This window comes from Sunxiuqinia sp. A32 (genome assembly GCF_052690465.1).
Genome location: NZ_JBQYLI010000007.1, coordinates 145,164 through 162,499, shown reverse-complemented (window position 1 = coordinate 162,499; position 17,336 = coordinate 145,164). Strand labels below are relative to the sequence as shown.

Below are 17,336 nucleotides of genomic sequence, written 5' to 3'. Positions count from 1 at the left end.
TCTATTTTTTTGACAAGCCTGATTTTACATGAACACCCTTAATCGCTCCCAACCTTCCGGTTAGTTTGCCCAAATCGTCTGTTGTACTGTCAACCACTAGCGTGATGATTGATGTATTTCCTTTTACATTGGGAATGCCAGTTCTGGCTAGTATGAGATCGGAATGATCACTTAGAATATCGTTTACCTGATGCGAGCAGAGCTGACGATCTTCAATGATAATTCCTACAAATCCAAGACGTTTGTCAGTGTTCATGATTTTTTGTTTTTGCGGGAAAGAGGAAAGTATAGATGAGGCAATTGCAAATGAAAATCAATCCTTCAAATCATGATTATTCATTGATCAAGCAACAATCGTATGTTTCCCTTGAAGTCAGTCGGTTGACCTTCCCGCAGGTTTTTTGCAAAGATAAAATACTTTGCTCACATAATCGTGATGAATGTCTGGATTCGAGTAACTTTCTTAAGAATATTTCTCTTTGGTTTTTAGTTAAATCATCGTTGTAAGTTGAGAGAAATTATATGCTTGTTTTCTCAGAAGTTAATAAGACTTTGCTTAAACAACTGGCAGGCGCGGGACAAAGGTTCGAAAATTCAGAACTTTCCTGAATTTCAGGGGGGCATGTTTTTCGGTTTGTAGGCAAATAATTAAGTTTTCTGAAATAAGATTCGGCAGTTGTGGTAAGGAGAAAAAGTTTTTCAGTGCCTAATTCCTTAGCTTTATTCTCGAGGAATGAAATAACCAGTTTGCCAAGTCCTGTATTTTGCTGGTCATTTTTAACCGCAAACGACCGGATAATGGCATTCTTTCCATACGTTTCCAATGCGCCAACAGCCAGCAAGCTTTCATCGTGTTTTATACCATAAAAAAGGATGGGAGCATGATCTAAATCCTCAGTTGGTAAATTGGATTCTGAAAGCAGATTCTTAATTTTTGGTATTTCAGAATTATTTAATGAGACAACTGAATTCATTTATAGAAATTTGGGAAGGCCATTCTGCTAATGTCTGAATGGCCTAATTTGTGTTTTTATTTTGTGGCTTCAATTGTAGCCGAAATTACATAATCAGCGAAATTATTTTCACGGTCCCAGTCTTTGATCACTTCTTTGCTTTCTTCTTTTGGTCGGATTCGAATATCCGAAAAACCTGCTTCCTCCAGCATTTTTGTAATTGTTTCAATAGAAGAAGCACCTGAAATGCAGGCACCATAAAGTTCCATATCTGATTTTACTTTTTCGGGTAATTCTTTTAAACTAACCACATCTGAAATGGCCAATCTTCCGCCAGGTTTGAGAACCCGAAAGGCTTCGTTGAAAACCTTTTGCTTTTCTGGTGAAAGATTGATGACGCAGTTGGAAATAATCACATCAGCTGTTGAATCTGCAATTGGAAGATTTTCAACTTCACCTAGTCTGAATTCAACGTTTGTGGCTTCGATCTTTTCCGCATTATTTCGCGCTTTGGTAATCATGCTCGGGGTCATATCTACACCAATAACAAGGCCATTTCTGCCAACTTGTTGCGCTGCAAGAAAAGCATCGAAGCCGGCACCACTGCCCAAGTCGACAACTGTTTCACCTGCTTTCAATGCTGCAATGGCCTGCGGGTTTCCGCATCCTAATCCCAAATTGGCGCCCTCTGGTACAAGCTTTAAATCTTCAGACGAGTAGCCTATCTTCATTGAGGCGATATCAAAGTCGTCCTGAGAGGAGCAGCAATTTGACGACGAATTTGGTGTGCAACAGCCAGCCAATACTGAATTGGAGGATTCTGCAATTGCACTATATCTTTCCCTGACTTTGTCTCTAATTTCATTTTGAGTTTTCATGTTTTTCATTTTAAAGTTTACATGCTATTGACGTTGAATGCTGGAAACGGACACAGTTTGTATCTCAACATCCGTCACATTTTGGAGGGTTGGGATAGTAATCGATTACATTTCCGTAAACATCAACATGAAAAGTACAGCAATCCGTCAGACTTTTTTTCAACGCTTTCCGTCCGCGTTGGATTCGAGCGCGTGCATTGGTATAAGTGATGCCCAGTTCATCCGCGATTTCCTGAATTGATTTATTTTGGAGTTCGTAAAGTTCTATTGGTTTTCTATAATTATCCGGCAATTCATCGATGTAAATTCCAATCCAGCCTTCTGCTTTTTTCATGGCGTTTTCCTGTTCAAATTCGTCATCAGAATCTTCGTATCCAACTATCGAACTCTCTTTTTTCTTCTTTCGGAAATAGTCCGTTATTGCATTTCGGGTTATTGAGAACAGCCAACTTTTCAGCTTCTGCTCATCTTTTAGTTCATCAATCTTATGAAGTGTTTTAACAAAAACATCCTGCAAAATATCCTCAGCAATAGCGTTGTCATGCACTCGCGTGTTGATAAATGCTAATAGCTGATTGTGATATTCTTTCCAAATTTTATTGATATGCGTATTCATTGTTTTAAAAATATCATTTTTAATAATGACGGTCAACATGCAAAACAGATACACTTAATATTGATTTTTTGATGTAACACCGAAAAAATAAATTCAGAGGTTTATTTATCTTCGCATCGTGAAATCATTAAAAGATATATTGACACAATCGTCCTTCAGCAGAGACGAATTAGTTCGATTGTTGGGATTAGAGGGAGAAGAGCGTACTCAACTTTTTCATCGTGCAAGTGAGGTGAAAAATGAAACAGTTGGAAATAAAGTTTATTTCCGTGGGTTGATTGAGTTTTCAAATATCTGCTCAAAAGATTGTTTTTATTGCGGAATACGGAAGAGCAATAAGAACGTATTGCGATATGAAGCCAGTGATGAAGAAATACTTGCTGCTTGCGATTTTGCCTTCAAAAATCAGTTTGGGTCAGTGGTTTTGCAATCGGGCGAGTTATCATCGCCAGCTTTTGTTGACCGGGTTGATCGGTTATTAAAATCAATCAAAGAGCTTTCGAATAATGAATTGGGGGTTACCCTTTCGTGCGGAGAGCAAACGAAAGAAACCTATTTACGGTGGCGTGAAAGCGGTGCCCATCGGTATCTTTTGAGAATTGAAAGTTCTAATAAAGAATTGTATCAAAAAATCCATCCAGATGATTCCTTGCATGCCTTTGATAAAAGGCTTGAAGCGCTTTCATTATTGAAAGCCTGTGACTACCAGGTTGGCACCGGTGTGATGATTGGCTTGCCATTTCAAACGACGGAAAACCTGGCTGACGATCTGCTATTCTTCAAAAAAATAGATATTGACATGGTTGGGATGGGGCCATATATCGAGCACGAGGATACGCCATTGTATGGTCATCGACAATTGTTGACGAGTAAGCAGGAACGTTTTGATTTAGCCCTGAGGATGGTGGCCATTCTGCGACTGTTAATGCCTGATATTAATATTGCCGCAGCAACGGCACTTCAAGCAATTGATCCGGCTGGTAGAGAGAAAGCTTTGAAAGTAGGTGCCAATGTGATTATGCCCAACCTGACTCCATGCGATTATCGAAAAGAATACCAGCTTTACGAAGACAAACCTTGCCTGGACGAAGATGCAGAACTATGCAGAAACTGCCTTGAAGCCCGCATTGAAGTGGCCGGAAGCAAAGTTGCCTACGGCGAATGGGGTGACTCGAAACACTATTTTAATCGCAAAATAGTGAAACAGTCCTAATTAGTTGTTTTCAATACTTTTTTGATTTGAATATTATCTGCGGTTTGCATTCGGATGATATAAAATCCTGATTGGTAATTACTAAAATTCCATTCAATAGTTTGATTTCCAAATGGCATTAAATCATTATAGAGTTCTTGTATGACTTGTCCGTTAAGATTCAAGATATCAATCTTAATATTCTCATGACCAGCTGAGTTAACAGGAATAAATAGTGTTTCAGAAAACGGATTCGGATAACAGTTCATCAGTTCCGATTTTGAATTAGCGCTTATTGCTTCAATTCCAGTTGCCCAATCGTTATTTCCTCCAGGCGTGCCATACAAAAATTTAGAATTGATCCAGTTTGCTCCCAATGAATTATTCATTTCAGGTGACCTCAGTGAAAGAGTGTAACCTCCTCCATCTGCTCCACTTGGCCAGGGATATTCATTAGCATAGCAAACTTCATCTTCTAATTCCCCAAATTCATTGTACAGTCGAACGCATTCGCCGGCACTGGTAAAGCCAAAACCCAATTGGCCGATTACATTTTCGATCATTGGAAATACCTCTGGAAAAGCTTCCAAGTCGCGTGCAACTACTAAATATTCATGTGGTGACAGAAGAGTATTTGCTTCAATTGTATAATGATTTGCTTCATCCGAATCTTGTAAAATCCAGTTGGAAATATCGATGTAATTGTTGCTATTATTATAAAGCTCCACCCAATCTTTGCTGTCGGCTTCGGGAGCCGAATTGTATGAAATTTCATTGATGATGACGCCTTCGTTTTCTTCGGGTTGATAGGATTCAAATACTGCTGTAATATTTCTGTTTGAATTCATACTGACCTCAATTGTTGGATCCGAAGAAACAATACCCTGCCATTCTTTAAATCGGAAACCTTTAGGAGGAACCGCAGTGAGTTTAATTGGCACATTATTGAAATAAATGCCTTGCCATGGAAATTCCTTTACTCGAATTGTATTTAGCTTAATGGTGGCAGAATCACATCCTTGAATATTAAGTTGAACACTTTGTTGACCATTCAAATTAAAGTAGCCGACCAAATGCCCCCTCATAATCCCAGGACGAATTTCTGCAAATTGCTTCATTTTGCTATTGTTATTCACCCATGTATTAAAGTTGCCTCCCCATTTATTAATATGGTTGACAATTTCATTTTGGATTAAGTCAATTTGATAATCAATAATCGATTTTACATCTGAAGGCAAAAATGTACTATTTAAATGATCTGCAAATGTATTAATGAATTCATTTTTGAAACTTTCATTTTCAAGAAGTTTTCGCAGCAGTAGGGTAGACCATGGTGGATTTGGCCAACCTGGCCCGTCTGGCTTTGTCGCAAATACCATGCTGTTTTCGTAAGCTTTATTTAAGTTCCACAATCCAAGTCCAAAATCGGAATCGTATAAAATCCAGCGCCATTTCCCATTTGCCCGTTGAGGTCTCCAATATTTGATGTTATTACCGGGCCAGTCTCTATTGTTGAAGAAGATTTGTGCTATTTGATATTTTATAAAATTGGGAATATCTATCAATCGGGCAATTTGTTGATAATTTTGATCGAGCGTAAGATTAGTGCTGGTCAGCAAATTTTGCATATTGTTGTAATGTTCTGCGCTTCCTTCAACTACCTGCCTGTTATTGAGTAGAATATCCATTTTTTCCGGATCTTCATTTTTATGCGCAGCCAGAAAATGCTCATTGACTTTTTCCCGTAGATTTTGGATTCCCCAATATTGTCCATTTAAATAGGTCACAACAGGTCGGCCGGCTTGAATATCTAATTGCATTTTATCGGCGATTTTGGTCATTACTACATCGCGAAACATTGATCCTGCTTCAGATCCCGTGCCATGCCAGTCATTTCCGCTATTTCTAAATACTACCGATTCAAACTTTGTAAAAGGACGATCCTCAAATAATTTGCAATCAATAGAACCTGCACCGTACATTTTACGGGCAAATACAGCAAGTGATTTTTGTTCAATAGCTCTGGAGTAGTTGCCGAATATTTTTATTCCACCATCGATGCTAAACGATTGTTTTTCTTCAGGCAGATATAACTCAATGTGAGCTGGTTTTTCCCAGTCTTGCCAAAAATTTGCATTGAAGAATGGATAGCCATCCTGAGCATTTGGCCCCTTTACATAAATGCCCTCATTATAGTCCCAAAGGTTTTTGGGATTGGTTGAAAAAAAGGCAACCGGTAAATCTTTATTGTACTTTGGAAAATAACTATTGGTGTAAATTTCACCCGGAAGAACACCACTTCTTAGCACTCGTGCTCTTATGGTTGCCGGATAATTTAGTTCGATTTCAGTTGTATAAATGTGAGATCCTGTGGTTGGGTCAGATCCGTTGGTTGTATAATAAATAGTATCTGTTGTATTATCTGTTGAAAGTGAAACAGAAATTTCAGAATCATATATTCCACTTTCTAAATTGAAAATTACCGGTATTGAGTCCGACAACATCAAGGCATTTTCAGAATTAGCAAAACCAGGAGTAGCTTCTTCAAATGCATAGATATTTGTATAGTTGTCGTTGATGAATCCTAGTGATATATCAGGTCCAATTACCGGGATGATCATTTCATCAATTAATGCTCCATTTGGTGAGAATAAAAACAGGCTGTCACCATCAGCATCCAGCTTAAAGTTCGTGTGTAAATTTCCTTTTTGATCCAGGAATTCCGCAGTCCTGTATTCATCGGGCTCTTGCGTCCTTTCAAAAGACAAGAATGGTATTGCAGACATGTCTGATGAGTCATAGGATCTGTTATGAATTTCAATAGCCAATAGGTTTTCGCCTTCGACTAGCAAATCATAGAAATTGTTAATTGGAAATTCTTCAGGAAGTCCTCCCTGGTACATTTTTGCTTCATGATCAATCGATGTGAAGTCATCGAAGTTCGCAGCCTGTCCAGCACTTCCCATATTTGATGAGCGAGCAATCTCAGTACCGTTGAGGTAGGCGATAAATCCATCATCATAATCAATGTGTAAAATGGCAGAAACTATTTGGTCAATATGTTCAATCTGAAAAGTATCTCTCAGGTAAACACTGCTATTACTTGCAATTATTGTTGAGTCATCACCATCCGAGTAGCCAATCCCCGTTTTACCTATATTCCAGTCAGAATCATCAAATTCATTTTTGTACCAATTGTTAATATTCTGATTTGGTAGAATATAATGCCATTCGTCTCCTTGGTTGATAACGGTCTCCCAAAATTTTTGATCTGGATTTCTATTTTTGCCAGAAGCATAAATTAAAACATAACCACCTGATTTTATCTGACAGTTTGGAAATATCCATGCTGACTCAAAGTTTTCATCATCACTGATCCTGTAGTCTTTCAATTGAATGTCGTGATCGCTGTTATTATACAGTTCAAACCAATCCGGATAATCCTGATCCTCGTCCAAAATGGTTGTTACATTTGATGGCATAACTTCATTAAAATGTAATTCTTGCCCAACAGAAGTATAGCTGAGCAGCACAAGTTGCACGAAGACAAAGATTAGTATGGAGAACGTCGTTTTTTTCAAAGCAGGTTATTTGTAGATGATTAGTTAACTGGTATATGGGTTTTTATTAAGTGTCAAATTAGATTGCTCTATTATTGTTTAAGTACTTTTTTGATTTGTATGCTGTTTTTTGATTGTAAGCGAATGAGATACATTCCTGAATTATTTTCTTTCACGTTCCAGTTTAATTGATGAGTCCCGTTTGAAAGGTAGCCTTCAAAAACTGTTTCAATTAACTGGCCATTTAAATTAATTACGTCAATTCGAAGTTCTTCCCCCTTTGATATAATTGGAATGTATACCAGGTCATTGAACGGATTCGGAAAACAATTTAGCAACTTTGTGTTGCTTTGCTCTGAAATAACTTTTGTATTTGTAATGTTATCATTGACTGACCCCGGACTTCCAAGTAAATATTGGGAATTATTCCAGTTGGAACCAAGTGAATTATCTATATCAGGCGATTTTAATGAAAGTGTATAGCCCAACCCATCAGCTCCGGTTGGCCATGGGTACTCATTGGAAAAACAAACTTCATCCTGCAATTCGCCGATATTATTAAAAAGACGAACACATTCACCGGCACTGTTAAATCCAAATCCTAATTGCCCGGTAACATTTTTCACTTCTGAATAAATCTCTGGAAAATCGATTAAATCGCGAGCAACCACCAGATAGCTTTCAGGTTTCATGATGGTATTAATTGGGAATCTGAAATAATTGTCTTCGTTGGAATCTTTAATTATCCAGTTTGAAAGATTGACATAGCTGGTCGTATTATTGTATAATTCAACCCAATCTTCGCTGTCTGCATCTGGAGACGCATGGTAGGAAATTTCATTGATTATTATTCCAGCATTTACATCAGGTTGTGTGTGCTCGAAAACAGCGGTTACATCTGCATCCGTATCCATTGGGATTTGAATTTTTGCCTCGTTTGATGAATATTCACCTTCCCAACGAACAAACTGATAGCCGGATGGAGCAATAGCCGTTAATTCAATCGGTATTTGATTGAAATATACACCTTCCCAAGGGAATTGATCAATAATAACTGTGTTTACTAAAACTTCGGCATCATTACTTCCACTGATTGAAATATTAACTTCTTGGTTTTGTGAAATTGAGAAATAGTCCCGATAGTATAGACGGAGTATTTCCGGACGCAGATTACTGAACTCATGCATAAGCTCGATCGTGCTTAACCAATCCGCATAAGTTGATCCCCATTTCTCAATTTGCTTTGGAATATCATTTTCAATCTGAGAACTGTAATGGTCAATTAATGCGTTGGTTGAAACAGGCTGAAGCGTTGTGTTTAAATGATCTGCAAACGTATTGATGAATTCTTTCTTGAATTCTTCGTTTTCAAGTAAATTCCTCAAAATTAAGGTTGACCATGGTGGGTTGGGCCACTCGTCTCCATCGGTGGCTGTTGCAGCAACTAACGAGTTATGATAGAAAAAATTATCAGTGTCATAGAGGGCATAGCCAAAATCAGTATCGTGTAATATCCAGTTCCATTTTCCTTTTAAAGAATGGCTTTTCCAAAATTTGATATTATTTCCAGGCCAATCCCAATTTCCAAAGAATATCTCTGCAGATTGATATCTTATAAAATTAGAGATATCCATCTGTGATTTGAGGTACTCATAGTTATCATTTTGGGCTATATCATTATTTTCTAAAAAGCTAAGCATCTCTCTATAGCCATCAGATTCACCATTAATGATTGAATATTTATATTCTAAAAGGTCAAATTCTTCCTCTGAATAGCGGTGATTGTCAATAATAAACTGTTCGTCAAGTCTTTCACGAATATTGTAAATGCCCCAGAATTCACCATTTAAGTAGACTTGGCATGGTCTTCCTGCTGCAACGTCTATATTCATATTCATCCCAAGTTTAGACATAAATAAATCGCGAAACAGTGATCCAATTGGTCGTCTTTGTCCAAACCAATCATTACCTGAGTTTCGCAGAACTAATGATTCAAATTTATCGATGTCTTTATCTTCAAAGATCGTCGCTTCAATATCCCCATCTCCATATATTCTTCTGGAATATAAATTGAACGACTTTTGCTCGTATCCCCTCGAACCCCCACCATGAATTTTAAATCCTCCATCAATGCTGAAACCTGGTTCACCAGAGGGAAAAAATAGATCCATATGAACTGGTTTTTCCCAGTCTTCCCAAAAATTTGCCCCGTGGTACGGAAATTCTGTTTCATAAGTCTCACCAAATGTGTAAATCCCTGTTTCTTCATTCCACAAATTTTCAGGATCAGTAGAAAGAAAAAAGATAGGTAGATCGCTGTCATTTGCAGGATAATAACTTTGAGTAATTGTTTGTCCAAATGAATCAGTCGATTTAAAAATCTTGGCTTTAATTGAAGTTGGTTGATCAATTAAAATTTGTGTGTTGTATGTTGAAGATTGCATGGTTGGTTCCGAACCATCAACAGTGTAATAAATCGTAGCAGCAGGATCTTCACTAGAAATTGATAGTTCAAATGCGTCAGAATAAATTCCTCCATTTTTAGAAAAAGTAGGAACAAGTTTATCATCAAAGTTTATGGTGGAACCAGTATTTGGCAGACCTGGTGTAGGAGTGGGGAAATGATACAATTGTGAATAATCATCTGGTTTGTATCCAACTGAGAAATTGATTGGAAATTGATCGATCAAAATTTGATCTTCGATTTGTCCAGTAGAATTGAAAACGTATACTGTATCTCCATCTGCATCAATCTTGAAATTTGTATGTGGATGGTATGTTGGTAAATCTATTGTTGATGGAGGGGGGGATGTTGGCTCCGAACTTTTTAAAATTGACAGAAATGGGATTGCTGTTAAATCTGATGAACTTGCATCAGAATTATGAACCTGTACCGCCAATATGTTTTGACCTGACATCAAGAAACTCGAAGGATCTTCAATAAAATACGAATCAGGTTTTATGCCTTGATAAATTGAAGCTTCGCTTGGAATGTCAGCCAACGTATTATAATCAGGATGGTCACCAGTCGTTCCAATTCCGGATCGAGCGATTTCAACTCCGTTTAAAAAGGCTACAAATGCATCATCATAATCGATATGAAAACAAACATTTTGAATATCATTTAGATTTTCAATTTCAAAAGTCGTTCGCATGAAAATGCTGACCGTTGGTTCAATGATTGTTTGATCATCGTAGTCTCCATATCCAAACCCGGATTGACCAATCAACCACTCGGAATCATCGAAATCAATAGACCACCAATTTGGAATCGTTGAATTTGGCAGAATGTAATGCCAACTTATTCCCTCTGAAATCAAAGTGTGCCAGTAGCTTGTTTCTGCACTTCTGTCTTTTCCGGAGGCAAAGACCAGTGCAAATTGTTTACTGGGAAGGATTATGTTCGGAAATTGCCACTGCGTTGGATCATTGATATCATCCGATAAATAATAGTCGGAAAGGTTAATCGATGCACTACTGGTATTTATGATCTCAATCCAATCAGGAAAATCACCATCTTCATCCTGCAATACGGAATAATTCGAAGGCATAACTTCGTTGATGCGAATGTTTTGCGCTGAAATATTTTGAAATAGCATACAAAACAGTCCCAACAATAAACCGTATTTGCAGGATCGTATCATTCTAAGAATTTAATTATCTCCATCATCTTCATATGGCATGTCCTCCACATTGAAAATTCTGTTCTTCTCGTAATAATATATAATTACTCTGGCGGTATCTCGCAAGAAATTAATGGAAACGATATCCACCCTATGAATATTAATGCCAGTTCGTTCCTTTAAATCCTGAATTAATGCTTCACGGTTATTTTCTTTGATGAGATCAATTTTCTCGTACAAAATTCGTTTAGAGGATTCATGAGAAAGCAATAAGGCAAACTCTAGTATCCAAAGGATCACGATTATCAGTATGTTGCTGATTACTACAATCATGTAGGGCAGGTAGTCGATAGATATTGAATTTGTTACCGCAATGCCAATGAGCACAAATAAGTATGTCATCTCCTTTATTTGCACTGGATTGGTGCGGTACCTTAAAATGCCAAACAAGGCAAATAATCCAAAAGCAAAACCTAATTTCAGTTCAACATCAGATAGTAAATACGTAAGTAAAAAAACCATCGTGTTGATTAGAAGGTAGGTGAATAGGTAATCTTTACGTTTATTCTTTTTGTAGTAGATATATCTTACAATGATGACGGCAACTGCTAAGTTGAATGAAAAGCGTAATAGCAAATCAACTATTCCGGTAAAATCAAAGTTTATACTATTAAGCATGTTCAGTGGTATAATGGTTAGTAAATTCATTTTGAAAGTTTTGTATCTTAATTAGTTTTTCTTTAAAACGGTTCTTTTTTAGTTGGTTGTTTAGTAAGGCCATTCCTACTGCATACTTGCTAAAACCACTTTTTTTAACTCCATACGAATCTAAAATACGGTTAAAGCGGGAGGTGGGGTTTCTATCCAGATTTTTAATCTCAGCAATTGCGATCCCTGGTAAAGATAAACTTTGATCTCTATATGTAAATTCTAGCGCACAATCAATGGTGATTCTTTTTTCAACATGCTTGTTTATCAAGGTCAAACGCCTGTATTTTGTCTTTAATGATTCAATAAGAATTTCGGATGTATAAGGTGTTAGTTCCTGTATAAATTCGTTTGATTTATCACTTGAAATATCCAGATTTTCAGTTGCAATCCTTTTTTTTGTCGTAATACCTTTGTTGTTTTTGTGTTTTATTTCGAGGTATTTATCTCCTGACTCCAGGTATTCTCTAAACCTGATTTTATAGCGATTTCGTTTCCCGTTGTGGTGATCTAAATACATTCCAAAGCTTGGAAGGTCGTAATAGTCAGATTGATAGTTGAGTAGTCGGTTGCCATCAACGTCAAGAACATTGTAATGGTCGTTACATGCTGTTAATATATCTGGCAATATTGAGGAACAAAAAATGTACTTATTATCGAAACGTGACATATGAGATTCGCCATTTAGCTCCTGAAGCGGAATTGTTGAACAGTTCTGTAGAATCGAATTCATTTCCTCAAGTAGTAATTCTATATGTTCCGTTTCTTTAATCATTAATTAGATCTCCAATTTGTAATCAATTCCAATTATATGTTGTTTTGAAGGATTATTTTTGTTGAATGTTTCATGCAAGATATATGAAACACCTACCTGGTTATCCTTATTTATTTTATACCCCAAGCCAAGAATATAACGCCTTCTTTCAAATTGTTTTACAGCATACTTATTAATCCGGTAAAAGAATTCGCAGCTTAATGCTGGTTTTAGAGGAAGGCCTTTAATATTATAATCAACTTTAAAACGATTTCTTAGATATGACTCTGGGATATGGCCATCTTTTGAGCTGTTAATATTTTTGTATTGAGATTGCACCCTCGCTCGATAACCAATGCTAAATCGATCTATCTCTATTTCATATTGTCCTTGCAGCGCAAGACGATGAGCAACATTGTAGCGGTCCTCGTCATTTTCGTTTGAAATACGATAGCTGGTTGAAAACGATAAGTCTTTTTTGGACCAGGTAAGCGCTAATCCCATAAACGATTCATCACGTTGATTGAGGTTATTTCTTAAACGATTTCCAAATTCAATCTCGGTATCAAATCGTTTGTTTATCTTTTTTTCAATTTCCATACCAGTCCACAATCCAAAATCTTCCATTTGTGCCAGGCATTTTGTACTGACTACAAAAAACAATAAGGCACAAAGCAATAGCCTGTATGATCGTATTTGCTTTTTCAAGTTAATCGAATATTACCAGGTCGTCCACAATCACCGTTGAATTGTTATCCGTTATCTCAATGGTTTTTTTAACGGCAATTTCTCCGGATGGCGATTGTCGGGTCGAATCAGCAGAAAGGGCATAAACGGTATAGGTACCTTTATTTAGATATTCGAATCGAAACCACCCATCTAGGCTGGTGTCAAATTTATCAGAATAGATACTATCATTTCCATAGATGATATATACATCAACATTTGGAGCATAATATTCTCCTAGCTTAATGGTGAAATCACTGTTGTAGTTTTTCACTAACACCCGACCCATAATGGTTGAATTTCCGCCTTCACCTTCTTCCTTTTCACAAGAAGTTGTGAAAAGAATCATCACCAGTGAAACCAAAAAGAAGACGAACTTCCGCATATTTTTAACATTAAATTATAATCACCCAAATATAAAAATAATGTTAACACAAATGAAGTTTTGTAATTGTCTGGTTGTTTGTGGAATAGCAATATTTTCGGTGAAATGATGGATGAATTGCCAACACATTCCGACTTTTATTATCACTATGTTTTAATTAGAGAGATTTCAGAACAAAGTTCTTTTAATGGGATTATGTTTTAACTCATGTTCCAATAGCCATTTCTTTCTCCATAGGCCACCAGCATAACCAATTAATTTATTATTTGCACCAATTACCCGGTGACAAGGAATAATAACTGCGATAGGATTTTTCGAGTTTGCGCCACCAACTGCTCGGATCTTCTTTTTATCACCCAGGCTTATCGCAAGGTCAAGGTACATTGTTGTGCTATCATACGGTATTTTTTCTAATTTTTCCCAAACATTTTTTTGAAACTCTGTACCTTCAGGAGCAAGGGGAAGTTCAAACTGTTGCCTATCGCCATCAAAATATTCATCCAATTGCAGAAAGATTCTTTCTTTTAGTGATGAATCTGAGTCATTATTTAGAGGGGTTTCTGAAAATGAGACTTTTGAAATATGATTGTCCTTTATCTCAACATTCAAATAACCGATTGGAGAATGGTATGAAAAAACTTCGATCATTAATGGACTAAATTAATGCTTTTGATGAGTTAAAATAAATAAGTCGGCAAAAACGTCGACTTATTTATGATTTTTTTATTCAATAGCCCCATAGATAATTGATGTTAATTGATCGTAGAATTCTCCGTGAATAAAAGGCAATACTTGAGTCATTCCAACAAAAATCAGTTCTTCTTCGGGATCAATGAAAAATTTCGTACTGAAATATCCTCCCCATTCGTAAGTCCCAGGTGATTTTGAATTTAATCCAGCAGCTTCATCTGTTAATAATCCAAATCCGAGGCAAAAAGTATTACCAGGGATGTGACTTATTCCTTTGCCATTTTTATTTTGAACAGTTAATTGATCGGTTGTCATTAATTCGATCGTTTTTCGACCTAATAACTGATAGCCGTTCATTTTACCATTATTGGCCAGTGTTGCTATAAAAATGGCATAGTCCATTGCAGTAGAAGATAATCCACCTCCTCCTGCATAATATCCGGCATCTTCATTTTTTGGATACTCAAAATAGCTGGATTGGTCGCCTTCCGGCATTTTTAAACCTTTTTCATCTTGAGAATACACTGGAATTAATCGATACTGTTTTTCTTGTGGCAAATAGAAGTAGGTATCTTTCATGCCGAGAGGATTAAAGATGTGTTCACTAAAATATTCAGCCAGCCCCTTGCCTGAAATTACTTCAATCACTCGCCCTAAAACATCAACATTCAATCCATAATGAAACCGGTCGCCGGGTTGGAATGCCAGTGGTACTTTTGCCAGTCGATTGATAAATTCTTCAGTTGTCCATGTGTCGCGGGAAAGCCCAACACCAAGCATGTCATGTTTTGCATAAACAGCTCTCATGTTTCCATTTGAAAAGTCCCCATAAATAATTCCAGAAGTGTGTGTTAGCAATTGACGGATTGTAATTGGCTTTTTTGCTGGAATTGTCGTGTAGCTAGAATCTTTCAGATTGAAAGAATCTAAAACAGCTGAGTTTTTAAAAGCAGGGATGAATTTGAAAACCGGATCATCCAGTTGAAGTTTCCCCTGCTCGTACAATTGCATGATCCCCACCGTTGTTATTGCTTTACTCATTGATGCAATTCTGAAAATATCATCTTTTTGATACAGACTGTCTTTTGAAGTTGACCGATAGCCGAAATTTTTATAATAGGCTATTTTCCCTTTATGTGCGACAAGAAAAACTCCACCGGGGAGCCATTCTTCTTGCATGTAGTTTTGAATTAAAGAATCAGCCATTGCCAAGCGGTTTGCAGAGAAACCAGCTTCTTCAGGTGTTGTTTGTACAAGCGTGGAAATTTCATTTGTTTCACAATTGCAGGCCGTTAAAAAGAAAACAACTGATAGGATCAGCAGGAGATTTTTCATGTATTAGTTTTTTTTGGTTTTCTCAAAAATAAGTAATGAATTCCAGATATTCATGCATGTTGTTGATTTATGGAGCAACAAAAAAGCCACCTGCAAATTCAGGCAGCTTTCAGGATTAACTCCTTCAGAACCGTTCTCGCGTCACATATTTCGTGTGGAGTAGGTGATGAGATTTTTCACCCAAAGGTTCACCTAAGAAATCTTCATAAATTTTAACTATTTCCGGATTCTCGTGAGATTTCCTCATCGGCATTCCGGCATCTTCAGCATAAATTGCTTCGGCTCTCTTTTTTCGAATTTCCGGATTCGTTGGGATTGGTTGGCCTCCACCTCCGAGACATCCGCCGGGGCAAGCCATTACTTCGATGAAGTGATAATCACTTTTTCCTGATTTCACAGCATCCATAACTTTCTTTGCGTTGACTAATCCATGGGCAACAGCGCATTTCAATTCAATGCCATCTAAAAATGACCATTCCTCCAGTGGTGATTCAATTTTAACAGCGGCTTCACGCACACCATCCATTCCTCTCACTGGGTTGATGTCGAGGTTTTTAAATGGTACTTCACGTCCGGTAACTAGCTCGTAGGCAGTACGCAGTGCTGCTTCCATGACTCCTCCGGTTGCCCCGAAAATCACAGCTGCACCAGTTGATTCTCCCATCAAACGATCGTAATTTGTTTCAGGTAACTTAAGGAAATCTATACCGGCTTGTTTAATCATGATAGCCAGTTCGCGCGTGGTTAGTACATAATCAACATCACGGAAACCGCTGTCGTGCATTTCCGGACGATTGGCTTCAAATTTTTTGGCAGTACATGGCATGATTGATACAGAAACAATCGATTCCGGATCGATTTTTCGGGCTTTTGCATAGTAGGTTTTTGCCAGGGCACCAAACATTTGTTGGGGAGACTTACAAGTTGAAAGATTGCCTAAATATTCAGGAAACATGTGTTCAATGTATTTTATCCAGCCAGGCGAACAAGATGTTGCCATGGGGAGTTTGATCGTTTCATCTTTATCCACCAGTGCTTTTTTTAATCGATTTAAAAGTTCTGTACCTTCCTCAATGATTGTTAAGTCGGCGGTGAAATCGGTGTCTAAAACCGAGTCAAACCCCAAACGCTTTAAAGCGGCGACCATCTTACCGGTTACACTTGTTCCAATGGGAATTCCTAATTCTTCACCAAGTCCAACTCTAACGGCTGGAGCAGTTTGAACAACAACATGCTTTTTGGGATTGGAGATTGCATCCCAAACTTCCTCGATATAATTCTTTTCAACAAGCGCTCCGGTTGGGCAATGATTTACACATTGTCCGCAGTTGGTACATACAACTTCACTCATCGGTTTCTCGAAGAAGGTTGAAATTTTCATTTCATCTCCTTTGTAAGCAACTGTTAGGGCATTTACACCTTGCAGTTCTTCGCACGTTCTAACGCAACGCTGACAGCGAATACACTTGCTGTCATCTTTTACAATAGAAGGTGAAAACATGTCAATGGTGTATTTCTTTTCCGGAGCCAATCGGATGAAATCCTGAGTCATGATTTTGTACTCAGATGCCAATTTTTGTAATTCGCAGTTCCCGTTTTTATAACACCTGGTACAGTCCGAATCATGCTCAGAAAGTAGCAATTCAATGATATGCTTTCTTGAGTTTCTTACTTTTAAACTATTTGTGAGGATTTCCATTCCTTCTTCGCAAGGAGTAGCGCAAGCTGCCGCAAGCCTTTTTTGCCCAATTACTTCAACCACGCAAACCCGACAATTACCCGCCACACATAAATCTTTGTGATAGCATAAAGTGGGTACGTTAATTCCAGCTTGATTTGCAGCATCAAGGATCGTTTCACCTTTCTTTATTTCGACTGATGCCCCGTTTATGGAGATATTTATATTTGTAGCCATA

At 37.5% G+C, this 17,336-nt stretch carries 14 protein-coding genes; 1 reads left to right on the top strand and 13 read right to left on the bottom strand.

The window, feature by feature from the left end; translation table 11 throughout:
- Position 1 precedes the first annotated feature (1 nt).
- The 4 genes from ACUNWD_RS09420 to sigZ all read right to left on the bottom strand — a co-directional run bounded on the left by ACUNWD_RS09420 (position 2) and on the right by sigZ (position 2,447).
- Positions 2-256 (bottom strand): TM1266 family iron-only hydrogenase system putative regulator, encoded by a 255-nt coding sequence (locus tag ACUNWD_RS09420; RefSeq protein WP_445587546.1) that lies wholly within the window; start codon positions 254-256, stop codon positions 2-4.
- Between the two features lie 262 nt (positions 257-518).
- Positions 519-974, bottom strand: coding sequence for an arsenic resistance N-acetyltransferase ArsN2 (arsN2, locus tag ACUNWD_RS09415; RefSeq protein ID WP_445587545.1), 456 nt, complete (start codon positions 972-974; stop codon positions 519-521).
- Between the two features lie 56 nt (positions 975-1,030).
- The gene (locus ACUNWD_RS09410; protein WP_445587544.1) at positions 1,031-1,831 is read right to left on the bottom strand and encodes an arsenite methyltransferase; all 801 of its coding nucleotides are present in this window, start codon (positions 1,829-1,831) and stop codon (positions 1,031-1,033) included.
- 64 nt (positions 1,832-1,895) lie between these two features.
- Positions 1,896-2,447: an RNA polymerase sigma factor SigZ gene (gene sigZ, locus ACUNWD_RS09405; RefSeq protein ID WP_445587543.1), complete on the bottom strand. Its 552-nt coding sequence runs from the start codon at positions 2,445-2,447 to the stop codon at positions 1,896-1,898.
- Positions 2,448-2,565: 118 nt separating this feature from the next.
- Here sigZ and hydE point away from each other — a divergent pair, with 118 nt between their 5' ends.
- Entirely contained in the window at positions 2,566-3,660 is a 1,095-nt protein-coding gene (hydE, locus tag ACUNWD_RS09400) for a [FeFe] hydrogenase H-cluster radical SAM maturase HydE (RefSeq protein ID WP_445587542.1), read from the top strand.
- Here the strand turns inward: hydE and ACUNWD_RS09395 are convergent.
- The 9 genes from ACUNWD_RS09395 to ACUNWD_RS09355 form a co-directional block, all read right to left on the bottom strand.
- Entirely contained in the window at positions 3,657-7,181 is a 3,525-nt protein-coding gene (locus tag ACUNWD_RS09395; RefSeq protein WP_445587541.1) for a CotH kinase family protein, read from the bottom strand. The genes hydE and ACUNWD_RS09395 overlap by 4 nt on opposite strands.
- A gap of 110 nt (positions 7,182-7,291) precedes the next feature.
- Positions 7,292-10,843: a CotH kinase family protein gene (locus ACUNWD_RS09390; RefSeq protein ID WP_445587540.1), complete on the bottom strand. Its 3,552-nt coding sequence runs from the start codon at positions 10,841-10,843 to the stop codon at positions 7,292-7,294.
- 9 nt (positions 10,844-10,852) lie between these two features.
- Positions 10,853-11,530 (bottom strand): DUF4956 domain-containing protein, encoded by a 678-nt coding sequence (locus ACUNWD_RS09385; protein WP_445587539.1) that lies wholly within the window; start codon positions 11,528-11,530, stop codon positions 10,853-10,855.
- A complete protein-coding gene (locus ACUNWD_RS09380; protein ID WP_445587538.1) occupies positions 11,493-12,305 on the bottom strand; it encodes a polyphosphate polymerase domain-containing protein in 813 nt (270 codons plus the stop codon). The genes ACUNWD_RS09385 and ACUNWD_RS09380 overlap by 38 nt, the downstream gene beginning before the upstream one ends.
- Positions 12,306-12,308: 3 nt before the next feature.
- A complete protein-coding gene (locus ACUNWD_RS09375; protein WP_445587537.1) occupies positions 12,309-12,911 on the bottom strand; it encodes a DUF2490 domain-containing protein in 603 nt (200 codons plus the stop codon).
- Between the two features lie 82 nt (positions 12,912-12,993).
- Positions 12,994-13,395, bottom strand: a complete 402-nt coding sequence (locus ACUNWD_RS09370; RefSeq protein WP_445587536.1) for a hypothetical protein — start codon at positions 13,393-13,395, stop codon at positions 12,994-12,996.
- Between the two features lie 168 nt (positions 13,396-13,563).
- Positions 13,564-14,043: a methylated-DNA--[protein]-cysteine S-methyltransferase gene (locus ACUNWD_RS09365; RefSeq protein WP_445587535.1), complete on the bottom strand. Its 480-nt coding sequence runs from the start codon at positions 14,041-14,043 to the stop codon at positions 13,564-13,566.
- 75 nt (positions 14,044-14,118) lie between these two features.
- Positions 14,119-15,420 carry a serine hydrolase domain-containing protein gene (locus ACUNWD_RS09360; RefSeq protein ID WP_445587534.1) on the bottom strand — a complete coding sequence of 434 codons (1,302 nt, stop codon included), beginning with the start codon at positions 15,418-15,420 and terminating at the stop codon, positions 14,119-14,121.
- Positions 15,421-15,544: 124 nt separating this feature from the next.
- On the bottom strand, positions 15,545-17,335 hold the full coding sequence (locus ACUNWD_RS09355; protein ID WP_445587533.1) for an NADH-dependent [FeFe] hydrogenase, group A6: 1,791 nt from the start codon (positions 17,333-17,335) through the stop codon (positions 15,545-15,547).
- Position 17,336 lies beyond the last annotated feature (1 nt).